A 20,909-nucleotide genomic window follows, 5' to 3' on the forward strand; every position below is an offset into this window, starting at 1 on the left:
CGTGCCGACCGGTCCCCCGGCCGTGTGCCGCAATGTGCCGCCACTGTAACCCCGGCCACCGACAGCCGACCGGGGACCGTTGCCGTCCCCGGCCGCCGGTGGCGGCTACCGGCCCGCGCTCGGCCGCCGGGCGGTCACTGGCCCTGGCTGTTGCTGTCCCCCGTGGTCTCCTTCTTGTCCAACCGGCGGATCTGGATCACCAGTTCGTCGACGTCGGACGCGCCCTCGGTCATCGGCTCTTCGTGCGTCTGCTCGGGCATAGCAAGCCTCCCAGTAATGGAACTGATCGAGTACATCCCTACGTGCCCTTGTCAGTAGCTCACTTGTGGCATGAGAGTGTCAATACGCGACTAGTGATGCGCAGTTGAAGGAGTTGAAGGTGACTGACGGCCCGGCCCGCCTGCGGATCAAGCCGGAGCACTCCCCGTACCGGACCAGCTCCGGCAACGTCCGCATCGGTGGGGTGGTCTTCGGCATCGGCGCCGAGCTGGCGGATCCCCACGGCTGGCTCTGGACCCTGGTGCAGGCCCTCGACGGCTCCCGCGACGTCGAGAGCGCGGCGGACGCCGTGCGCGCCCTGCACCCGGGGATCAGTCGGACCCAGGCCCTGCGTGCCATCACCAGGCTGAACGAGGAGGGTTTCCTGGAGGCGGCCACCGGTTCGTCCACCCTCCCGGAGCCGCCGGCGCGGCTCGCCCTCACCGCGCGGGAGCGCAGTCGCTACTCGCGCGGCGTGACCCTGCTCCGGTGGATGGACCGCACCCCGAGGCCGTCGGCCTGGGAGCCGCAGATCAGGCTGCGGGACGCCCGGGTCCTGATCGTCGGCCTCGGCGGGACGGGGTCGAGCGCCGCCCAGGCCCTCGTCGCCTCCGGGGTGGGCCACACCCACTGCCTCGACGGCGACGTGGTCGAACTGTCCAACCTGAACCGTCAGCTCCTCTACACGGAGGCGGATCTCGGCCGGGCCAAGGTCACGGTCGCCGTCGACCGGTTGCGGTCGTCCAACCGGGACGTCACCGTCTCCGGCGAACGCACCGTGATCCGCGGCGTCGAACAGCTCACCGGCATTCTGTCCGCCCCGCCACCGGCTGGTGACGGGGCCCGCCCGGACGGGACCCCGGCGGCCGGGACCGGTGGATTCGACCTGCTGCTGCTCTGCGCGGACGACCCGCCGGCCGTTCGCGACTGGGCGAACCGGGCCTGCCTGGCGACCGGGACCCCCTGGGTGACCGGTGGCTACAGCGGCCCGCTGGCCAGCGCCGGGGTCTTCGTCCCCGGCGTCGGCGGCTGTTGGAGCTGCCTCCGGCTGGGCGAGGCGGACCGGCGCGACCTGGGGCTGGCGCCGGGCCAGGACGAGCGCGTCGCCTCCGCGAGGCTGCCCTGGCACCCGGCCAACGCCGTCACCGCCGGGCTGGCCGGGCTCTTCATCGCCCATGCCGCGCTCGCACTGCTCACCGGCATACCCCGGCTGGAGCCGGGCTTCCGGTACGGGCTGAACACGGCCGTCCCCGGCGAGCCCGTCCTCGACCGGTACCCGCGACGCCCCGACTGCCCCGCGTGCGGGCCCTCCTCCGGAGCGGAGACGGCCGGTCACGGAGGCGCGGAATGACCGCGGTCGAGCCGGCCGCGACCCACGTCGGCCGGGGAACCGCGACGCCGCTGGGCCCGGACAGCGTCGTCCGGCTGCACCGGCTGGACAGGCGGCGCGAGCACGGCGAGTGGCTGGTCGGCCGGATCGACATCGGCGAGGTGGTCGCCCTCCCCGACACCGGGGTAAGGGTCATCGACCTGCTCGCCGACGGCCTGACCGTCGATCAGGCCCGACTGAGGCTCACCGGTGAGGTACGACGTCCGGTCGACGTCGCCGGCTTCGCCCGGGAGCTGCTCCGACTCGGCTTCGTGGCCGCGGTCGACGATGTGCCGCAGCCCTCCGCACCGCCGCGCAGGCCCATGTTCGCCCGGCTGCTCCCGCGCCACACCGCCTGGATCCAGCACCCCGCGACCGCCTGGTGCCTGGTGGCCCTGGTCCTGGCCGGTGCGCTGCGCACGGCCTTGGCCCCGCACTCCTTTCCCGACTACCGCACCCTGCTGTGGAGCCGCCGGGGCAGCCTGGTGCTGGCCACCACCTTCGTCGGCGGCTGGGCGCTGCTGATGCTCCACGAGTGCGCGCACCTGGCCGCGGCCCGTGCCGTCGGCATCCCGTCCCGGATCCGGCTGGGCACCCGGCTGCAGTTCCTGGTGGCCCAGACCGACATCAGCGGCATCGAACTCTTTCCGCGACGCTGCCGGCTGACCGCCTACCTGGCCGGCATCGCCGTGAACCTGGGCGTGACCTCCGCCGCCGTCCTGGCCCTGCCGTTGGCCGGCCCCGGGAGCGCCGTGCACCGGGCGGTCGCCGTGGCGGCGCTCCTCTCCGCCGTACAACTGCCGTTCCAGCTGCTCGTGTTCATGCGAACCGACCTCTACTCCGTGCTGCAGGACCTCACCGGCTGCCGCGACCTCCACCAGGACGGACGGGCGTACCTCCGCTACCTCCCGGGCCGGATCCGGCACGCCCTGGGCCTCGGGGACCGCTGTCCGGACGACCCCACCCGAGGGCTGCCCGCGCGCGAACGGACCGCCGTACGCTGGTACAGCGTGCTGCTGGCCCTGGGCAGTTGCGGCTGCCTGCTGGTGCTGGCGACCGTGACGCTGCCCACCGACGCCACCCTCCTGCTCCGGGCCGGGAGGCACCTCGGCCCGGACGAGCCGGTCGGCGTCAACCTGGACGCGGCCACGGTGCTGCTGGTCCTCGGCGGGGTGCAGGCGATGTGGATCAGCGCGAAGATCCGCGGCCGACGACGGCGCGACGCCTGAACAGCCGGTCGGCCGACTCCAACTCAACCCCAGGGGAGACCAAGCACTGTGAATGACACCACCCAGGGCACCGCGCGTCCGCCGGAGCTGATCCCGCTTCCTGCGGGCCTGGTCCTCCGTCGCCGCTCGCTCGTCCCCGACCAGGCGTTCAACGACGCGCTCACGGCCGACCTCGACCACCTGCGGGTCTGGCTGGCCTGGGCGCAGGAGGCACCGACCCTGGCGGAGACCGCGATGCACCGCGCCGCCCAGGACGAGAGCTGGGAGGCGGGGCAGGCCTACGGCTACCTGGTCACGCCGGCCGAGGGTGCGCCGACGGTCCTGGGCGGGTGCGCCATGTTCGGCGGCGACGGTCCGGGCGTGCTGGAGATCGGCTACTGGCTGCGCTCCGAGCAGGTCGGCCGCGGCATCGCCGCCGAGGCCGCCGCGGCGCTGAGCGCCATCGGCCTGGCGCTGCCCGGCACGGAGCGGATGGAGATCCACTGCGACCAGGCCAATGTCCGCAGTTCGGCCGTGCCGCGCCGGCTCGGCTACCGGCTCGACCGGATCGAGCCGGACGAGCCGGTCACCGCCGCCGAGGTCGGCCGCAGCATGGTCTGGGTGCTCGACGACGCCACCCGGCTGCGATCCGGCCGGGACCTCGGCTGACCACTCCCGTCGGCGGAGACGTCAGCCGAGGGCGAGCAGCGAGGACCGGCTCGGCTGTGCCGGATCCGGGTGTTGACAGATGTCGGCGGCGGGCGGGGTGTCGGCCCCGCCCGCCGCCGGCCGGTCAGTCGAGCAGCGCGGTGACGTTGCCCGCGCCGACCGTGCGGCCGCCCTCGCGGACCGCGAAGCCGAGGCCCGGCTCCAGCGGGACCGGTCGGCCGAGCTCGACGGTCACCTCGACCGTCTCACCCGGACGCGCGACGCCCGCGTCGCCGAGCAGCGTCACGTCGCCCACGACGTCCCCGGTCCGCAGGTAGAACTGCGGGCGGTAGCCGGTGGCGATCGGCGTCCGCCGGCCGCCCTCGGCGGTGCCGAGGAGGTAGACCCTGGCCGTGAACCGGTGGTGCACCGCGATGCTGCCGGGCTCGGCCACGACCTGGCCGCGCCGCACCTGGCCGCGTTGCACCCCGCGCAGCAGCAGCGCGACATTGTCCCCGGCCTCGGCCGACTCCATCGTCCGGCCGAAGGTCTCGACCCCGGTGACCACGGTCGAGACCTCCTCGCCGCCGAGGCCGAGCACGGTGACCCGGTCGCCCGTCCTGACCCGGCCGCGCTCGACCGCGCCGGTGACGACCGTGCCGCGCCCGGTGATGGTGAGGACGTTCTCCACCGGCAGCAGGAACGGCGCGTCGGTGTAGCGGACCGGCGTGGGGACATGGGTGTCCACCGCGTCGAGCAGGGCGAGCAGCGCCGCCGTCCACTCCGGGTCCCCGGCCAGCGCGCGCAGCCCGGACACCCGGACCACCGGCAGCTCGGACCCGGGGTAGCCCTGGTCGGTGAGCAGTTCGCGGACCTCCAGCTCGACCAGGTCGAGCAGCTCCGGGTCGCCGACGTCGGCCTTGTTGAGGGCCACCACGATGTGCTCGACCCCGACCTGACGGGCCAGCAGCACGTGCTCGCTGGTCTGCGGCATGACGCCGTCCTGGGCGGAGACGACCAGGATCGCGCCGTCCAGCTGGGCGGCGCCGGTGATCATGTTCTTCACGTAGTCGGCGTGTCCGGGCATGTCGACGTGGGCGTAGTGCCTGGTGTCGGTCTCGTACTCGACGTGGGCGATGTTGATGGTGATGCCGCGGGCGGCCTCCTCCGGGGCGCGGTCGATCCGGTCGAAGGGCACGAAGCTCCCGCCGTTGCCCCGGTCCGCGAGGACCTTGGTGATGGCGGCGGTGAGGGTGGTCTTGCCGTGGTCGACGTGACCCATGGTGCCGATGTTGAGGTGCGGCTTGGTGCGGATGTAGGCCTGCTTGGACATGGCTGTACCTGGCTTCGCTTCCCGGGCGCGGGCGGGCGGCTGCACGGAGGCAGGACGCGGCCGGCGACCCGTAGGACGGTGGCGGGGACCTCAGGGACGGGCCGACCTTCCCCGTCCGAGGTCCCGGGACATCCCGGGGAAGGTCAGCTTCGCGCGCCGTCGAACGGCGCTGCGGCCGCGAGTGCGGCGGGCGTCGCCGGAAGTGCCGGCAGTGCGGGCAGTGCCGAAAGTGCCGGGGCAGCAGCCATCGCACCCGCGACTGCGGGCTTCTGGGCGATGACGTGGCTGGACATGGGACCCATCCTGGAGTGAACACCCGGGTGGGCGCGAGCGAATTTCCACCGCCCGGCGCTGACGTCGGCCCGTCCCGCTGGCATGCTGGGCCAATTGATCATCCGCCCGCCCGGGGCAGGGGCGTCCAGCCCGGGGCAGCGGCGTGGACCGCGCAGAGGACCCGATGGCTGAGCACGGCATACCCGAGTCGACGAAGGTCGCCGCAGCGGCCACCGGACTGCTCGGACGGGCCCCCGCACCCGGACTCGTGCTCGGCGGGGTCGTCGGGCTGCAGTGCGGGGCCGCGCTCTCGGTCGGCCTCTTCACCCGGGTCGGACCGGCCGGGGTGGTCCTGCTGCGGCTGGCCCTGGCCGCGCTGCTGCTGGGCGCCCTGTGGCGGCCGAGGCTGCGGCTGGACCGGCGCACCCTGGGAACCGTCCTCGCGGCCGGCACCCTGCTGGCGGTCCATCACCTGTCGTACTACGAGGCGGTGGGACGGATCCCGCTGGGCGCGGCCACGACCGTCGAGTTCCTCGGGCCGTTCGCGATCGCCCTGGCCGGCTCCCGGCGCGCGGTCGACCTGGTCTGGTCGCTGCTGGCGGCGGCCGGCGTGGTGCTGCTGGGCGCGGGCGGGACCGCCCTGGACCCGGTCGGGCTAGGCTTCGCCGCCCTGGCCGGGGCCTGCTGGGGCGGCTACATCCTGGTCTCCGCGCGGCTCGCCCGCTCCGTCCCCGGCGGCGGGGGCTGGCGCTCGCCGTGGCCTGGGGCGCTCTGCTCAGCCTGCCCTACGGCCTGGTCCGGGCCGGACGGGAACTGCTCGACCCCCGGGTGCTGCTGCCGGCGCTGGCGGTCGCGGTGCTGTCCAGCGTGCTGCCGTACTCCTTCAACCTGGAGGCGCTGCGCCGGATACCGCCGCGCGTCTTCGGCGTGCTCACCAGTCTGGAGCCGGCGGTGGGCGCGGTGGTCGGGTTGCTGCTGCTGGGCCAGCGCCTCGGCCCGTGGCAGTGCGCGGGGGTGACGGCCGTCGCGCTGGCCTCCATCGGCGCGACCCGGCGCAGCGCCCGCGACGATCGGCAGGGGTGACGTTCAGAAGACGTAGGGCAGCAGCCGGTGGGTGCGCCGCCGGTAGTCGGCGTACTCCGGGCCGAAGACCTCCACCAGCAGCTTCTCCTCGGCGTTGATCCGCCACCCGTAGGCGGTCAGCAGCAGCGCCGCGACCAGGATCATGGCGATCCAGTTGCCGAGCCCGAGCGAGTAGCCCACCCAGACCAGCAGGCTGCCGAGGTAGCCGGGATGACGGATCACCCGGTACGGGCCCTCCTGGACCACCCGCTGGTCCTCGCTGGTGCGCAGGGTGCGGGTGTAGAAGCGGCCGAGGGTGCGCATGCCCCAGGCCCGGAGCGCCAGGCCGAGGGCGATCACGGCCACCCCGATCCAGCGCCAGCCGGTGGACACCTGACCGACTCCGGCCACCGAGAAGGCCAGGTTCAGCAGCACGGCGGCGGCGTAGGAGCCCAGCAGCAGCCGGGTGCTGCCCCGGTCGGCCCGGCCGCCGTGCCAGTCGGCCGTGCCGGAGTCCTCGCGGTGACGGAGCACCAGCTCGTAACCGACCCAGAGCAGCACGCCGATGACGGCGAACAGGTTGGGCAGTTCCATCCGGGGCTCCTGGGGTCGGGGCGTCGCCGTCCGGATTCCAAGATCGCACAGGGCCGCAGCGGCGACCACCGCACACGGCGAACCAGGACGAACCATTTCGAACGCCGCGTCACCATCCGGCAACTTCCGCACCGAGTGTTGTCGGACGATGACATGGTGTTGCGCATCCGAGGCCACACCGTCCCCAGGGGGAACAGCGCCATGTCCGAACAGACACCCGTACCGGCGAACGGGGGGAGCCCGCGGCGGCGGCTCCTCCGGATCGGCGGCATCGTCCTGCTGCTGGTCGTGGCCGGGGTCGCGGTGGCCCTCGCCGCCTCGGGCGGCGGCCGGGCGGGCACGGCCGGCGGCAGCGCCGCCCCGGCCGGCAGCACGGCCACGGCCGGCGCGGGTGACGCCGCCGCGCCGGGCAGCAGCGCCTCCACCGGCCCCGGCGGCATCCACATCAACAACAAGGACGTGGCCTCGGCCGGGACGACCGCGCTGGCACTGCCGGACATCCGTCCGGCACCCGCCTCGGCCCGGAGCGCGGCGGAGACCACCCTCACCGCCGACGACGCCCACTACCGGCAGGAGCTGGCCACCGGCGAGGGCCTGCTCGGGCGGGCCGGGTTCGCCGCCTGGGCGGCCGGAGCCCTGCAGGACAGCCGGAACCAGGGCGACTTCGCCCGGGCGGGGGCGGACTTCACCGCGACCGACCGCCCGCCGGCGCTGAACACCTGGCATGCCGACAGCGACACCGCGGCCGCCGCCGTCCAGCAGTTCGCCAAGGACGGCGAGGGGCACGGCTCCACCGTCGCGACCCGGACGGACGCGGCGGACGCCGTCGCCTACCTGGCCGACGCGGACCAGGTCGCGGCGCAGGTCGGCAGCGGCAAGTAGTAGCCCGGGCGGACGACTGCGGCGGGACGGTCCCCTCGTCCCGCCGCAGTCGTCCGCCGACGCAGGTCAGTCCGCGCGGCGCTCCAGTGCGACCACCGGGATCACCCGGCTGGTCTTGTCCTGGTAATCGCCGAAGCCGGGGTTGCGCGCGACCTGCTCCGCGAAGAGCCGGTCACGCTCGGCGCCCTCGATGACCACGGCCCGCACCGGGATCCGCTCGACCCCGCCGCCCGCCGCACCGAACTCGGCGACGGCGTCCGGGTTGGCGACGATGTTGTGGTACCAGGCCGGGTGCTTGGGCGCGCCCGCGTAGGAGGCGAACACCAGCCAGCGCCCTCCGTCGGCCTGGTACATCATCGGCGTGGTGTGGTCCTTGCCCGACTTCGCCCCCTTGCTGGTCAGCAGCAGCAGCGCCCCCCCGGCAAAGGGGCCGCCGACCTTGCCGTCGTTGGCGCGAAACTCGGCGATGATCTCATCGTTGTACGAGCTCAAGACTTCCTCCGTCAGACAGTGACACCCGGTCAGTGGCACCCGGTCAGTGGCACCCGGTCCCGGCCAGCCTAGGCCGATGGCGTCCGGCGGGGCGTCAGAACCCGGGAGACACAGGAAGGTTGTGCGCCGGGAGGGTCGGCGGGGCCGTTCGGGTGAGAAAGCGGACGACTCGCGGCCACCCTCCGCCGACGGCCCTCGGCCCGGCCCGCTGCGTGGTTCCCTGTGGCCTCACCACAGCACCTTCGGCGTCCCTGGGAGACATCCACGTGCAGTCGTTCACCCCACCCCCCGGTCGCAGGAAGCCCGGAATCGGACTGATCGGCGCCCTCGGCGCCGCCGCCGTGCTACTGGCGCTCACGGCCGGGCCCGCCGCAGCGGCCGGATCCGGCGTCTACGGCCAGTGGTCCCTCTCCGCCGGCGGCTCGGGCAGCCTCACCGTCCCCGCCGCCGGCTTCCCCCGGGCGACGGTCAGCACCACCAGCACCGGCCTGGGCCGTGCGGTGGGCACCGGAACCAGCACCTACCTCAACACCGGCACGGCGTTCGGCACGGCGTACGGCTCCTCCCGGGACGAGGAGTACCTGCTGCTGGGGACGGCAACCGGCCGGGCCCCGTCGGTCACCACCCTCACCTTCGCCTCGCCCACCCCCGTCGGCTGGGGCTTCGCCCTGGGCGACGTGGACGCCGACCAGGTGCAGGTGAGCGCCACCACCGTCGGCGGCGGCCAGGCGACCGCGGCCGAGCTCGACTGGGAGGGCTCCTTCAACTACTGCAATACCACCCCGCCCCGCCCCAGCAGCTGCCTGGGCAGAGTCTCCAGCGACCTCCCGGTCTGGAACCGGACCACCGACACCCTGGTCGGGAACGGGTCCGACACCAACGGGGCCTCCGGCTGGCTGCGGCCGACGGTACCGCTCACCTCACTGACCCTGACCTTCACCGCCAGGAGCGGCACCCCGGTCTACCAACTCTGGGTGGCCTCACCCACCACGTCCGTCAGCGGCACGGTCGGCTCCGCCTGCCACCACGGCGGACCGGTGACACTGGCGCTGCTCCGGCCCGACGGCAGCCCGGCCCACGACGCCGAGGGCCGGGCGGTGACCGCCACCACCCGCCCGGACGGCGGCTACACCTTCGAGCGGCTGGCCCCCGGCCGCTACACGGTGCGGCTGGACGTGCCGTACGGCTACCTCACCGGCCAGGACCGGCGGCCGGCCGACACCGCGACCGGAGCGGAAGCCCGCGGCGTCGACTTCACCCTGGGCTGCCCGAAGCCGATCAGCCAACCGCCGCTGACCGTTCCGCCGTTCGCCGTCTCGGTGGACATCCCGATCAGCCCCGTGATCGACATCCGCCGTCCGGTGGTGATCACCGACCCGCCCGCTCTCGGCACCGTCCGCGAGCTCCGCCCCGGCGTCCTGGTCTACGTGCCGCGCGAGGACGTCAACGGGACCGACAGCTTCGTCTATGTCGGACGCGGCCGGAGCGGGGAGCTGGTGGCCGTGCGGGTCACCGTCCGGGTCCACGGCCGGGACCGGGCCCACGGCGGCTCGACGCTGCCGGACACCGGCGCCGACCCGGCGCTGCCCTGGCTGGCCGGCGGCGCGACCGGGCTGGTGCTGCTCGGCCTCGCGGCCAAGGCCGTGGTCCGCCGACGAGCCCGCCCCCACCCCGCCGACCCGGGCCGGGAGTAGCGCCCCGCCGCCCCGGCACGCCCCCGCCGCTTCGATATCGTGGCCCGGATCACGGCTCGACCGTGGCCGCGACGAGCGACGGGGGCGAACGGGTGGCTGGGCAGCAGGAGCGCTGGATACGGGTGCCCGTCGGCGCGGAGTCGGCCCGGTGGGCGACCCGGGGGCGCTGCCGACGGGTGCTGCTGGTGGTCCACAACGTGACCTCGGCGACCCGGCTGCTGGACGTGCTGCCGCTGTTCCGCGACGACCTGCGGGTGCAGCTGCTGGCGACCTGCACCGGGTCCTCGCCGTTCCAGGACGGCGTGGCGGAGCTGCTGGCGGGGACCGGGCTGCCGGTGCTGCCGTGGGAGCAGGCCCTGCGGACGCCGGTGGACCTGGCCGTCTCGGCCAGCTTTGGCGGACAACTCCAGGATATTCAGGGCAAGTTGGCGGTGCTCTCGCACGGCGTTGGCTACAATAAGACACACCGGACACCGGACACCGGACACCGGACACCGGAGCGCCGGTGTTCGGGCTCTCCCCCGAATGGCTGCTCGCGGACGGCGTCCCGATCGCGGACGCGCTGGTGCTCTCCCACCCCGAACAGCTGGAGCGGCTCCAGGCCGGCTGCCCCGAGGCCAAGCCGAGCGCCTTCCTCGGCGGTGACCCCTGCTACGACCGGATCCTGGCCGCCCGGGTCCACCGGGAGCGTTTCCGCCGGGCGCTGGGATCGGGCCGCGCCAGCGACTGGTGCTGCTGAACTCCACCTGGAACCCTGAGTCACTGTTCGGGGACGCCGACGGGGCGGACGTCCTGCCCTCGCTGCTGCCCCGGCTGGCCGCCGAACTCCCGGCCGACGAGTACCGGGTCGCGGCCGTGCTGCACCCCAACATCTGGCACGGCCACGGCCCCGGGCAGGTCCTGTCCTGGCTGGACCGGGCACGACGCGGCGGACTGGCGCTGGTCGACCCGCTGCACGACTGGCGGCAGGCGGTGATCGCGGCGGACGCCGCCGTCGGGGACTTCGGTTCGGTCAGCTACTACCTGGCCGCCCTCGGCACTCCGGTACTGCTCGGCGCCACGCCCACGGCCGGGCTGGACCCGGCCCGCGTTCGTCCGCCAGGCGCCGGCCCTGGACCCGTCCGCGCCGCTGCGGCCCCAGTTGGAGCGGCTGCTGGCCGCGCACCGGCCACTCGACGGGCCGCGCGAGCTGACCAGTTCGGTGCCGGGCGGGTCGGCGGAGCTGCTGCGGGGCCTGTTCTACCGGCTCATCGGCATCCCCGAGCCGCCGGGGCCCGCCCTGCTCGACCCGCTGCCGCTGCCCGAGTACCGGCCCCCGCTGCGCACCGTCCCGCTCCGGGTACTGACCTCCAGCCCCGGCTCCGGTCCCGGCTCCGTCGGCGTCGGCGGCGGCCCGCTCGCGCTGGAGCGCTACGCGGACGCCCCACCGCCGCTGTCCGCGCCGCAGCGGGACGAGGACGGGCTCTCGCTCCACACTGCGGTGGACGAGGAGACCCGCGACCCCGGCCGACTGGCCCTGGCCGATGTGATCGTCCGTCATGGGACGTCGGGCGATCCCCGGTTGGGCACACCGGAGCAGTGGACCGCCGAGATCCTGGCGCGGTTCCCGCACTGCGCCGTGGCGGCCTTCGTCAGCGGCCCGGCCGACTGCACCGCCCGCACCGCCGGCGGCGCACTGTTCCGGCTGAGCGACCCTCGGCAGAGCCTGGAGCCGGCCGCCTTCGCCTCGGCGCTGTACGCCGCCCTGGCCCGGGGCGACTCCCCGGAGCGGCTCGCCGCCGAGGGGCTGACCGTGCGGATCGGCTTCGCCCCGGACGCCCCGGTGGTTACCGTCGCAGTCACCCCGCTGTCGTGAGGCACTGGGCGCGCAGCCGCCGCAGATGGACCAGGTGCAGCTCGGCGCCCTCCTTCGCCAGGATGCCGATCGCCCGGTCGATCAGCGGCAGCGCGGCGGCCCGCTCGCCCTCGTCGAGAAAGGTGTCGGCCAGGTCGGTCAGCGTCCTGGCGGCGTTGTAGCGGTCGCCGGGTCCGTCGGGGCCGTCGAGCTCCTCGAAGGCCCGCAGGGCGGAGCCGAGCAGTTCCCGGGCCCGGTCGAGGCGGCCGAGGCCGCGCAGCGCCCGGCCCCGGTGGCGGAGCAGCAGCGCCCGGGCGCGCGGCAGGTCGGCCGCGCCCTCCTCGCCCGGGCCGATGGCGTCCAGCAGCGCCGCCGAGGTCTCGAACAGGTCGGCGGCCTCCTGGTAGCGCCACTGCCGCAGCCGCAGCAGGCCGAGCGACTCCACCGCCGTCGCCCGGCCCCGGACATGGCCGGCCTCCAGCTCGGCGGCTGCAGCGGCGGCGAGTTCGACCTCGGCCTCGTCGTACTGCTGCAGCTCGACCAGGGCGAAGGAGAGCTGGGTGTGCATCCGGCCGGAGATCCGGCTGCCGGGGTGCAGCGCCTCGGCCGCCCGTACCCCGGAACGCAGGGCGGGCAGCAGCTCGGTGTGGTGCCCGGCCTTCAACTGCAGCGCCCACAGCGCCTCGCACAACTGCCAGACCATCGACAGCCGGCCGAACTCCTCGGCCGCCCGCACCGCCTCGACCAGGTTGGCCAGTTCGGCGGTGAGCAGCGCCAGCGCCGCCCCCGGGTCGGCGCTGGGGGCGGGCACGGACTCGGCGTAGCGCGGACCGAGGTGCCAACGTCCGGGCAGCGCGGCGTAGTCGGCGCGGACGGCGAGCCGGAGGCAGTGCTCTACGGTCCGGTGCACCGTCGCGGAGCTGGCCGCGATGCCGTCCTCGGCGGCGGCGGCCCGCGCGGCGTGCCGGCGCACGGCCGGACGGTAGCGGTAGCGGCCGTCCTCCAACTGCTCCAGCAACTGCTGCTCGGCCAGTTCGGCCAGGATCCACCCGGCCCGGTCCGGCTCGGCGCCGAGGGCTGCGGCAGCAGCGGCGGCGTCCAGGAAGGGCCATGGCCAGACCGACAACTGACGGTAGCCGCGCGCCAGTTCCGGGTCCAACTGACGGTAGAGCGCCTCGGTGGCCGAGCCCACCGGGTCGCCGCCGGGGTCGGCGCCGGTCCCGGCGGGAGCCGCTCCGGGAAAGCCCTCGGCCCGGGAGAAGACCGACAGCCGGGGGGCCGCCGCCCGCAGGGCGAAGGGCGATCCGCCGCAGCGGGCCAGCACCGAGGGCAGCACGGCCCGGGCGGCGGCGACCGCCTGCTTGCCCGCGAGGTCGGTCAGCAGCCGCACCGCGTCCTTGTCGGCCAGCGGCCCGACGGGGATCCGGACGGCGTCCAGGCCGAGCACCGCGCGACTGGAGACCACGATGGTCAGCACCGCCGGGGCGGAACTGAGCAGTGGGCGCACCTGGGCCGCCGAGTGGGCGTGGTCGAGCACGACCAGCAGCCGCCGGTCGGCGACCAGGGCGCGGAACAGCGCGCTGCGCTCCTCGACCGGCGGCGGGATCTCGTCGGCCGGAACCCCGAGCTGCCGGAGGAAGGCGCCCAGCACGGCGGCGGCGGTCAGCGCGCCCTCGGCGGAGTCGCCGCGCAGGTCGGCGTAGAGCTGGCCGTCGGGGAACCGCTCGACCTCGCGGCAGCCCCAGTGGACGGCGAGCGCGCTGGTGCCGATGCCCTCGGGTCCGTGCAGCAACGCGACCCGGGGCCGTCCGTCGGACTTGCGCGCGGCCTCCCGGTCGAGCTGCTTCATGGCGTTCTGACGGTCCGTGAAGAACCGGGTGGAGACCGGGAAGCGGGAGGCCACCGGAGAGCCGGCCGGCGGCTGGGGCGCGGCCTGCATCCACTGGGACACCGCCTCGGCCTGGGCCGGGCTGCGCCGCGCGGCCTCGGCCAGCAGGCGGGACAGCTCCTCGCGCTCGGCGGCCCCGGCCGGGGCCGGGACCTCGTGCCCGGCGATTCTGCGGGCGAGCGAACCGGCCGATCCCCAGGCCCACTTACCGGCCTCGCCGGCTATCCCGCCGCTGACGGCGCTGAGCACCGACATGACCGCCGCGACCGAGGTGGGATCCACCACAGCACACCCCCACGTTCTTCCAAGTCCTCTGTGGTGCGCCGTCGGCACCACTGCCACCGCTCCCGCCGAACCTTGCCATGGACACGTTAGCGTGTCGTTCGGCCACGGTGAGTGAGCTCCGGGACTTCCGCTCAGCGCAGCACGCCGAGCCGACGCGCCTCGGCCAGCCACTGCGGGAACTCCGACAGCAGCAAATCGTAGAGCTCCGCATCGGTGATCCCGTCGATGTCGTCGACCTGGAAGAAACCGGCGTTGTCGACCAGCCGCCCGGGCAGGCTGTCGAAGCGCTCCAGGATCCCGTAGTCGGACCGGCCGAGTCCGACGAACTGCCAGAAGACCGGCTCGGCAGCGGCCTTGACCAGCAGTTCCTCGATCTGCCGACTGCGGTTGACGCCGCCGTCGGAGAAGAACAGCACCAGCACCGGGTCGCCGGGCTCGGCCGCGAAGGTCTCCAGGATCTCCCGCATCACCTCGGGCTCGTTGTTGCCGCCGAAGACTCCCGCCAGGTGGTCGGGCACCCGCAGGCCGCCGTCCGGCAGCGGCGGCAACTGCCGGTTCCCGGCCCTGATGTAGACCTGGCGCTCGATCCACTCGGTCAGCTCGGTCGGCCGCAGGGTGGGCAGCCGGGCGCAGTGGTCGGCGAAGGTCCAGGCGTCCAGCCCGCCGTCGTCGTCCAGCACGGCCGCGACCGGCGCGATCCGCTCGACCAGCCGGCCGACCGCGCCGCTGCTGTAGAGGGCGCGCATGGAGCCGGAGCGGTCGAGCACCAGCACCACCCGGGCCCGCACCCCGGCCGCGCCCCGCTTCTCCAGGTTGACCCGGACGATCTCCTTGCGGAGCGAGATCCGGTCCCCGGCGACAGCACCGGGCACGGGCTCGGCGACCGGCACGGGCAGGGCGACCGGCTCGGGCACGGCAGCGGTGACCGGCTCGGGCGCGGGCGGGGCGTCCTGGTCCACGGCCACCCCGAAGTCGGCCGCCAGTCCGGCCAGTCCGGTGGCGTAGCCCTGGCCCAGCGCCCGCAGCCGCCAGCCGCCCTGGCGCCGGTAGACCTCGCCGAGCAGCAGCAGGGTCTCCGGTCCCCCGGTGCGCACCGGGAAGGTCTCCACCGCCGCCCCGGTCCCTTCGGCGCCCTCGCGGAGCTCAAGGACCAGTCCGCGCAACGGGTCGGAGCTCCCCTCGTCCAGGGAGACCGCCACCACGACCCGCTGCACCCCTTCCGGCAGCGCCCCGGGATCGATCCGCAGCGAGGCCCGGCCGGGGTCGGCGCCCAGCAGCCGCACGGCGCCGCCCTCGGCCTCCGGCTGGTTGTAGAAGACCAGGTCGGCGTCGGAACGCACCCGGCCGTCCGCGGCGAGCAGGACGGCCGCGGCGTCCAGCGCCGCGGCGCCCTCCCAGCGCGCGGTCAGCACCAGCGCACCTGGAGGGACGGGGATGTTGGCACCGGCGACGAGTTCAGTCATGCCCGCATTCTGCTGGACGCATCGGTCTCATACCGAAATCTCAGTGACGCGATCGGGATCAAGAAGCGTCTGTAGGAGAACGGATCGGAAAAACCGATCCCCGGCAGAGCGGCGGCCATGCGAGAGCGCGAGACTACGGCAGAGCCCGGGACAGCAGCGGGGACGGCGGCGGCGGGGCCTGCGGCGGCGCGGCCCCGACGCACCGGGTACCACCGGATCATCGACTACCCGCGCCAGGGGCGGACCGGCTGGCGCCGGCTGGTCCCCTCCTGGCGGCTGGTCTGCGGCAGCCTGCTGGGCTCCGTGACCGTGCTGGCCGGTCTGGTGATCGCGGTCTACGCCACCGTGAAGGTGCCCGACATCAACAAGCTGAAGATGCCCACGGCCACCGTGTACGAGTACTCCGACGGCACCGTCTTCTACGCGGTGGGACTGCAGAACCGTCAGCTGGTGCCCATCAGCCGGGTTCCGACCGTGATGCGCGACTCCATCGTCTCGATCGAGAACCCCACCTTCTACTCGGACGCCGGCGTCGCGCCCAAGGGCATCGTCCGCGCCCTGGTCAGCGATGTCCAGGGGGGCGAGTTCGAGGGCGGTTCGACCATCACCCAGCAGTTCGTCAAGAACGCCTATCTGACCGACCAGCAGACCTACACCCGGAAGCTGGTGGAGATCTTCAAGGCGGTGAAGATCACCCAGACCTTCCCCAAGACGGAGATCCTGGACGACTACCTCAACACCGTCTACTTCGGCCGGGGGTCCTACGGGATCGAGGCCGCCTCGGAGACCTACTTCGGCGTTCCCGTCGACCAGATCACCGACCCCGGACGGGCGGCCTACCTGGCTGCGCTGGTGAACGAGCCGACGGTGCTGTCGCAGACCGACCCGGTCTCGCAGAAACTGCTGAAGGCCCGCTGGACCCTGGTCCTCAAGGCCATGGTGAAGGCCGGGCGGCTGACCCCGGCCCAGATGGAGGCCGCGACCTGGCCGACCGCGCTGGTGCCCGCCGGCGTCGTCAGCTACGACGCGAACGGGGTGGACGACTCGGCGATGGCGCAGGTGGCCGACACCTACCTGGACCGGCTGCACCAGCAGAACCCGAACGTCCCCGACTCCGCGACCGCGCACGCGGGCGGCGACGTCATCCGGACCACCTTCGACCGGGCGGACATGGCCGCCGCGGTGCGGGCCGTGAAGTCCGGTCTCGACGACCGGCTGAATCCCAAGAGCCGGTCCCAGGCCACCGTCGACCGCGGGGTCCAGGTCGGCCTCGCCAGCGTGGACACCCGCAGCGGGGAGTTGCTGGCCTTCTACCCGGGCGCCGGCGGGCAGTACGACGACGCGACCCTGGCCCAGATCGAGCCGGGATCGCAGATGTCGGCGTTCGCCTTCGCCGCATCGCTCGGACCCGGCACGACCGGCGCGGGTGGTGCCGGTTCGGGTGGCACCGGGTCGGTCACCTTCGGGTCGAACTCCTCCCCCGACTCCGGCAACGCCGCGCAGCTCTGGGCGTTGATGGGCCGAGTGGGTCTGACCCAGAACCTGCAGGCGAACCCCGGTGAACTGCCCGAGCCCCTGGGCAAGCTGAGCAAGGACCCGCAGCTCGCACTGGGCATCGCGCCGGAGTCCCCGGTCCGGATGGCCGCCGCCTATGCGGCCTTCGCCGACGGCGGGGTCTACCACGAGCTGTCGATGGCGCTCGCGGTCACCGTGAACGGACGCACGGTGTGGACCTACCGGCCGCAGGGAACGCCGGCGGTCTCCGCCGACACCGCCGCGGAAGTCACCGGTCTCCTGGCAGCCCAGGGCCAGGTCTCGGGCGTCGACTCCACTGCGGCGCTGCCGGCCGGGGAGGTGGCCGGCCAGAGCGGCACCATCGGCGGGGACACCAGCGCCTGGTACTCCGGCTACACCACCGGCATCGCCACCACCGTGGGCCTCTGGGACCAACTGGTGGACAGCAAGGGCCGGACCGTCGTCCACTCGCTGGACCACCTCGGCGACGTCCCCGCCGCGCAGAGCGCCATCTGGCCGACGGGCATCTGGCAGGACTACATGCAGGCGGTCACCGGGGGGCAGTCCACACCGTTCCCGTCCCCGCCCCAGTCGGTGGCGGTGGGGGCGTCGCAGGCGCCGGCCCCCGAGGAGGGCGCCCGGTCGGGCTTCGTCCCCGCCCCCGCGCCCAGCCTGACTGCTCCCCCTTCGGCCACCGCCGGCAACGGCCGGAGGACGCCGTCGCCGCGAACCTCCGGCACCTCTGCCGACACCTCCTCCGACGCCTCCTCCAGCATCCCCTCCGCACCGCTCCCGGCAACGCATTCGGCGCCGCCGTCGCCGTCCACGCCGCCCACCCCGCCCACCCCGCCGAGCTGACGTCCGGACCCGGACCGGTGACCCGCACCGGTGCGGGTCACCGGTCCGGCCCTTCGACTACGGCTCCGGGATCGCCGGCGCGGTCAGCGCCGCCGGCCGCTGCTCCAGCGCGTCGAGGGCGATCCTGACCGCCGTGTCCAGCTGCGGGTCGCGGCCGGCCGCCCAGTCCTGCGGGGCGCAGACCACCTCGACGTCCGGGTCCACCCCGTGGTTCTCCAACCCCCAGCCGTAGCCCTCGTACCAGGTGCGGTAGCGCGGCTGGGTGACCTCGGTGCCGTCGACGAGCCGGTAGTGCATGTCGATGCCGACCACCCCGCCCCAGGTGCGGACGCCGACGACCGGGCCAAGCCCGAGCGCCTGGAACCCGGCGTTGATGTTGTCGCCGTCGGAGCCGCAGAACTCGTCGGCGACCGCGACCAGCGGCCCGCGCGGCGAGTCCTCGGGGTAGACGACGGGGGGCTGCCGGTCCCGGATCACCTGCCACTTGACGATCCGTCGCCGCAGCTTCTCCAGCACCAGCTGCGAGGTGTGGCCGCCCCGGTTCTCCCGGGTGTCGACGATCAGCCCGTGCTGCGCCGCCTCGATGTGGAGGTCCCGGTGCAGCTGGGCCCAGCCGGCCCCCATCATGTCGGGCAGGTGCAGGTAGCCGAGCCGTCCGCCGGAGAGCTCGCGGACCCGCGCCCGGGCCCGGTCGACCTCGTCGTGGTAGCGCAGCGGCTGGTCGTTGGCGAGCGGCACGACCACCACGGAGTACTCGCCGCCGTCCCGGCCCAGGGTCAGCTCCACCGGCCGGCCGGCCGTGCCGACCAGCAGCGGAGCCGGTCCGGCGACCGGGTCGACCGGGCGGCCGTCCACGGCCAGGACCGCGTCCCCGGGGGCGGCCCGGACGCCGGGGCCGGCCAGCGGACCGCGTGCGGCCGGGTCGGAGGACTCGCCGGGAAGGATCCTGACGATCCGCCAGCTGCCCTCGGCGTCCCGGGCCAGGTCGGCGCCGAGCAGGCCCTGGCGCTGGGCGGCGGCGGTGTCGGCGGCCGGCGGGCTGACATAGGCGTGCGAGGTGCCGAGCTCCCCCTGCACCTCCCAGAGCAGGTCCACCAGGTCGTCGTGGCAGCCGATCCGGTCCAGCACCGGCCGGTAGCGGCGCTGCACCGCCTCCCAGTCGACGCCGCCGAGGTCGGTCCGCCAGAAGTTGTCCCGCATCAGCCGGCCGCTCTCGTCGAACATCTGCCGCCACTCGGCGGCGGGGTCGACGGTGACCCGGATCCGGGCCAGGTCGACCTTGACGTCGTCGTCCTGGGCGTCCTGGGCGGGCCTGCGGTCGGCCGGGACGATCCGCAGGGCGCCGTCGTCCAGCAGCGCGAGCCGGCTGCCGTCGCCGGTGACGGCGAAGCCGTCGACCGCGTCCGCCAGCGTCTCGGTGCGGTGGGTGAGCAGGTCGAAGCGGAGCAGCGAGGGGCGGGCGGCGGGGGTGTCCGGGGTCGCCCTGGCCGAGCCGGTCACCCCGGCCGGCGGACGGCTGAGCCAGAGCAGGCCCTGGCCGGCGGCCTTGAGGCTGCTGTAGCGGCCGGCCGGGACGGGCAGCGGGACCAGCCGGTGGGCGATGCCGTCCAGATCGATCCGGGTGGCGGTGACTCCGGTCTGCCCGCCGTCGGCCTCCTCGGCCCCGGCCGTGGGCCTGCCCGGGGCGCGGCCGTCGAGCCGGGGCGCGAAGGGCGAGGGGTGTCCGCCGCCAGCGGCACCAGGAAGGGGCGGCAGGCGACCGGGAAGCCCAGGTCGAAGACGTGCTCGTCGTAGACCGGGTCGAAGTCGCGGCGCGAGAGGAAGGCGAGGTACTTGCCGTCCTCGGTGAAGACCGGGTCGAAGTCCAGGAAGCGGAGCGAGGTGACCTCGGTGACCCCCGCTCCCGCCTCGCCGTCCACCCGGGCCAGCCGGATCTGCCGCAGCCGCTCGCTCAGGTCCGCCGCGTGCGACCAGGCCAGCCAGGCCGAGTCCGGGGAGAAGGCGAGACCGGCGGCCTGCAGCGCCTCGCTGCGGTCGATCTCCCGCACCGTGCCGTCCTCGACCAGCAGCACCAGGCCGTCGCGGTTGGCGACGGCGAGCCGCCGTCCGTCCGGGGAGGCGACCAGTTCCTCCACCCGGCCCAACTCGCCCAGGCCGACCCGGCGGCCGTCGGAGAACTCCAGGGCGTCCTCGCCCCCGGCGTCGGTGACCCAGACCGACGCCCCCTCGGGCAGCGCCTGCGGCAGCCGGTTGCGCACGCCGGGGGTGACCGCGAGGGCGCGCACCGGTCCGTCCCGGTGGGTGACCCGGTGGACCGTGCCGCGCACCTCGACCACGCTGGAGCGGCCCTCGGCGTCGGGCGAGACCGTGCCCAACCGGCCCTGGGCGGTCAGCGGGTAGGGCTGCCGGGAGCTGCGCGGACCGCCGAGGCGCAGTTCGAGGCGCCGGGGCCGGGCCTCGTCCAGGTCGTCCAGCAGCCACAGCCGGCCGGCGCTCTGGTAGACCACCCGGGTGCCGTCGGTGGCGGCCTGGCGGGCGTAGAACTCGTCGTCGTCAGCGGCGTGCCGACGGAGGTCGGAGCCGTCCGGGCGGGCGGAGTAGAGCCGGCCGAGGCCCTCGTGGTCGCTGAGGAAGGCGATCCGCCCGCCCACCCACATCGGCGAGTCGACATTGCCGTCCAGCTCCGACAGCACCCGCTCGAACGCGCCCTCGGTGCCGATCCAGAGCTTGCCGGCACGACCGCCGCGATAGCGCTTCCAGTGCGCGGGCTCGCGGTTGACGGCGGAGCTGAGCAGCGCCCGGTCACCGCCGGGCTCCAGCGCCACACCGCCGAGCCGGCCGTAGGGCAGCTCCCGGGCGGGGCCGCCGTCGAGCGGCAGCGCGAACGCCCAGGGGTGCGCCCGCGACCGGCGTCCGGTGCTGCTGATCGCGATCGGCTCGCCGTCCGGGGTCCAACCGGCCAGGGTGGTCTGGGCATTGCCCCAGTAGGTCAGCCGCCGGGAGGGGCCGCCGTCGACCGGGGCGAGGTGGATCTCGGAGGCTCCGTCCCTGGTCGAGGCCCAGGCCAGCAGCGTCCCGTCGGGGGAGATCCGGGGCCGCGACACCGGCACCCGGTCGGCGCTCACCCGCCAGGCCCGGCCGCCGCCCTCGACCGGGGCGAGCCAGACGTCGTCCTCGGCCACAAAAGTGACCAGTTCTCGGTGTACATGCGGAAATCGGGCGTACTCGTCGACAGAGGTCATCAGCCCAACCT

At 74.4% G+C, this 20,909-nt stretch carries 18 protein-coding genes and 1 pseudogene; 9 read left to right on the forward strand and 10 right to left on the reverse strand.

From position 1 onward, the window contains the following. Positions 1-134 precede the first annotated feature (134 nt). Positions 135-260 carry a hypothetical protein gene (locus BS75_RS51425; protein WP_267970517.1) on the reverse strand — a complete coding sequence of 42 codons (126 nt, stop codon included), beginning with the start codon at positions 258-260 and terminating at the stop codon, positions 135-137. Between the two features lie 119 nt (positions 261-379). Here BS75_RS51425 and BS75_RS10760 point away from each other — a divergent pair, with 119 nt between their 5' ends. Genes BS75_RS10760 through BS75_RS10770 form a run of 3 tightly spaced genes read left to right on the forward strand, consistent with a single transcriptional unit; the run spans position 380 to position 3,504 of the window. Next, entirely contained in the window at positions 380-1,609 is a 1,230-nt protein-coding gene (locus tag BS75_RS10760; RefSeq protein ID WP_231607741.1) for a HesA/MoeB/ThiF family protein, read from the forward strand. Continuing rightward, on the forward strand, positions 1,606-2,856 hold the full coding sequence (locus BS75_RS10765; protein ID WP_042439150.1) for a hypothetical protein: 1,251 nt from the start codon (positions 1,606-1,608) through the stop codon (positions 2,854-2,856). The genes BS75_RS10760 and BS75_RS10765 overlap by 4 nt, the downstream gene beginning before the upstream one ends. A gap of 48 nt (positions 2,857-2,904) precedes the next feature. Beyond that, positions 2,905-3,504: a GNAT family N-acetyltransferase gene (locus BS75_RS10770; protein ID WP_034088065.1), complete on the forward strand. Its 600-nt coding sequence runs from the start codon at positions 2,905-2,907 to the stop codon at positions 3,502-3,504. Positions 3,505-3,628: 124 nt separating this feature from the next. On the opposite strand, the gene tuf is transcribed toward BS75_RS10770, so the two are convergent. The 3 genes from tuf to BS75_RS50195 form a co-directional block, all read right to left on the reverse strand. After that, on the reverse strand, positions 3,629-4,816 hold the full coding sequence (gene tuf / locus BS75_RS10775) for an elongation factor Tu (RefSeq protein ID WP_034088066.1): 1,188 nt from the start codon (positions 4,814-4,816) through the stop codon (positions 3,629-3,631). A gap of 143 nt (positions 4,817-4,959) precedes the next feature. Next, complete coding sequence (locus BS75_RS48040) at positions 4,960-5,109, reverse strand: hypothetical protein (RefSeq protein WP_156164242.1); 150 nt, start codon at positions 5,107-5,109, stop codon at positions 4,960-4,962. Positions 5,110-5,207: 98 nt separating this feature from the next. Next, complete coding sequence (locus BS75_RS50195; RefSeq protein WP_052069332.1) at positions 5,208-5,558, reverse strand: hypothetical protein; 351 nt, start codon at positions 5,556-5,558, stop codon at positions 5,208-5,210. A gap of 287 nt (positions 5,559-5,845) precedes the next feature. On the opposite strand from BS75_RS50195, the gene BS75_RS50200 reads away from it, so the two are divergent. Next, complete coding sequence (locus BS75_RS50200) at positions 5,846-6,172, forward strand: EamA family transporter (RefSeq protein ID WP_052069333.1); 327 nt, start codon at positions 5,846-5,848, stop codon at positions 6,170-6,172. A gap of 3 nt (positions 6,173-6,175) precedes the next feature. On the opposite strand, the gene BS75_RS10785 is transcribed toward BS75_RS50200, so the two are convergent. Then, positions 6,176-6,745 (reverse strand): methyltransferase family protein, encoded by a 570-nt coding sequence (locus tag BS75_RS10785; protein WP_034088067.1) that lies wholly within the window; start codon positions 6,743-6,745, stop codon positions 6,176-6,178. A 201-nt stretch (positions 6,746-6,946) separates the two neighbouring features. Between BS75_RS10785 and BS75_RS10790 the strand changes: the two genes are divergently transcribed. Further along, a complete protein-coding gene (locus BS75_RS10790; protein WP_034088068.1) occupies positions 6,947-7,627 on the forward strand; it encodes a hypothetical protein in 681 nt (226 codons plus the stop codon). 66 nt (positions 7,628-7,693) lie between these two features. On the opposite strand, the gene BS75_RS10795 is transcribed toward BS75_RS10790, so the two are convergent. Further along, positions 7,694-8,119: a nitroreductase family deazaflavin-dependent oxidoreductase gene (locus BS75_RS10795; protein ID WP_231607742.1), complete on the reverse strand. Its 426-nt coding sequence runs from the start codon at positions 8,117-8,119 to the stop codon at positions 7,694-7,696. Between the two features lie 266 nt (positions 8,120-8,385). Here BS75_RS10795 and BS75_RS44140 point away from each other — a divergent pair, with 266 nt between their 5' ends. Then, positions 8,386-9,813: a hypothetical protein gene (locus BS75_RS44140; RefSeq protein ID WP_052069334.1), complete on the forward strand. Its 1,428-nt coding sequence runs from the start codon at positions 8,386-8,388 to the stop codon at positions 9,811-9,813. A gap of 49 nt (positions 9,814-9,862) precedes the next feature. Here the strand turns inward: BS75_RS44140 and BS75_RS10805 are convergent, their stop codons facing one another. Then, positions 9,863-10,090: a hypothetical protein gene (locus BS75_RS10805; protein WP_034088069.1), complete on the reverse strand. Its 228-nt coding sequence runs from the start codon at positions 10,088-10,090 to the stop codon at positions 9,863-9,865. A 228-nt stretch (positions 10,091-10,318) separates the two neighbouring features. Here BS75_RS10805 and BS75_RS51885 point away from each other — a divergent pair, with 228 nt between their 5' ends. Both BS75_RS51885 and BS75_RS51890 read left to right on the forward strand, forming a co-directional pair. Next, positions 10,319-10,552, forward strand: a complete 234-nt coding sequence (locus BS75_RS51885) for a hypothetical protein (RefSeq protein WP_331281413.1) — start codon at positions 10,319-10,321, stop codon at positions 10,550-10,552. Between the two features lie 402 nt (positions 10,553-10,954). Then, the gene (locus tag BS75_RS51890; protein ID WP_331281414.1) at positions 10,955-11,668 is read left to right on the forward strand and encodes a hypothetical protein; all 714 of its coding nucleotides are present in this window, start codon (positions 10,955-10,957) and stop codon (positions 11,666-11,668) included. On the opposite strand, the gene BS75_RS10815 is transcribed toward BS75_RS51890, so the two are convergent. Further along, positions 11,652-13,817 carry a tetratricopeptide repeat protein gene (locus BS75_RS10815; RefSeq protein ID WP_331281415.1) on the reverse strand — a complete coding sequence of 722 codons (2,166 nt, stop codon included), beginning with the start codon at positions 13,815-13,817 and terminating at the stop codon, positions 11,652-11,654. The two genes, BS75_RS51890 and BS75_RS10815, sit on opposite strands and share 17 nt — an antisense overlap. Positions 13,818-13,951: 134 nt before the next feature. Continuing rightward, a complete protein-coding gene (locus BS75_RS10820) occupies positions 13,952-15,283 on the reverse strand; it encodes a vWA domain-containing protein (RefSeq protein ID WP_034088071.1) in 1,332 nt (443 codons plus the stop codon). A 117-nt stretch (positions 15,284-15,400) separates the two neighbouring features. Between BS75_RS10820 and BS75_RS10825 the strand changes: the two genes are divergently transcribed. Further along, on the forward strand, positions 15,401-17,656 hold the full coding sequence (locus BS75_RS10825) for a transglycosylase domain-containing protein (protein WP_034088072.1): 2,256 nt from the start codon (positions 15,401-15,403) through the stop codon (positions 17,654-17,656). 57 nt (positions 17,657-17,713) lie between these two features. Here BS75_RS10825 and BS75_RS43290 read toward each other — a convergent pair. Continuing rightward, positions 17,714-20,898, reverse strand: a pseudogene (locus tag BS75_RS43290) (S41 family peptidase). Positions 20,899-20,909: the final 11 nt, after the last annotated feature.

Origin of the sequence: Streptacidiphilus albus JL83, from assembly GCF_000744705.1 — a bacterium.
GTDB classification, from domain to species: domain Bacteria; phylum Actinomycetota; class Actinomycetes; order Streptomycetales; family Streptomycetaceae; genus Streptacidiphilus; species Streptacidiphilus albus.

Bases quoted from the DNA above. Each gene is read 5' to 3' on its own strand.
- BS75_RS10785 (WP_034088067.1), bottom strand. From the start codon at position 6,745: ATGGAACTGCCCAACCTGTTCGCCGTCATCGGCGTGCTGCTCTGGGTC.
- BS75_RS10825 (WP_034088072.1), top strand. From the start codon at position 15,401: ATGCGAGAGCGCGAGACTACGGCAGAGCCCGGGACAGCAGCGGGGACG.
- BS75_RS10765 (WP_042439150.1), top strand. From the start codon at position 1,606: ATGACCGCGGTCGAGCCGGCCGCGACCCACGTCGGCCGGGGAACCGCG.
- tuf (WP_034088066.1), bottom strand. From the start codon at position 4,816: ATGTCCAAGCAGGCCTACATCCGCACCAAGCCGCACCTCAACATCGGC.
- BS75_RS50195 (WP_052069332.1), bottom strand. From the start codon at position 5,558: ATGGACCGCCAGCAGGGTGCCGGCCGCGAGGACGGTTCCCAGGGTGCG.
- BS75_RS10820 (WP_034088071.1), bottom strand. From the start codon at position 15,283: ATGACTGAACTCGTCGCCGGTGCCAACATCCCCGTCCCTCCAGGTGCG.
- BS75_RS51425 (WP_267970517.1), bottom strand. From the start codon at position 260: ATGCCCGAGCAGACGCACGAAGAGCCGATGACCGAGGGCGCGTCCGAC.
- BS75_RS48040 (WP_156164242.1), bottom strand. From the start codon at position 5,109: ATGTCCAGCCACGTCATCGCCCAGAAGCCCGCAGTCGCGGGTGCGATG.
- BS75_RS10790 (WP_034088068.1), top strand. From the start codon at position 6,947: ATGTCCGAACAGACACCCGTACCGGCGAACGGGGGGAGCCCGCGGCGG.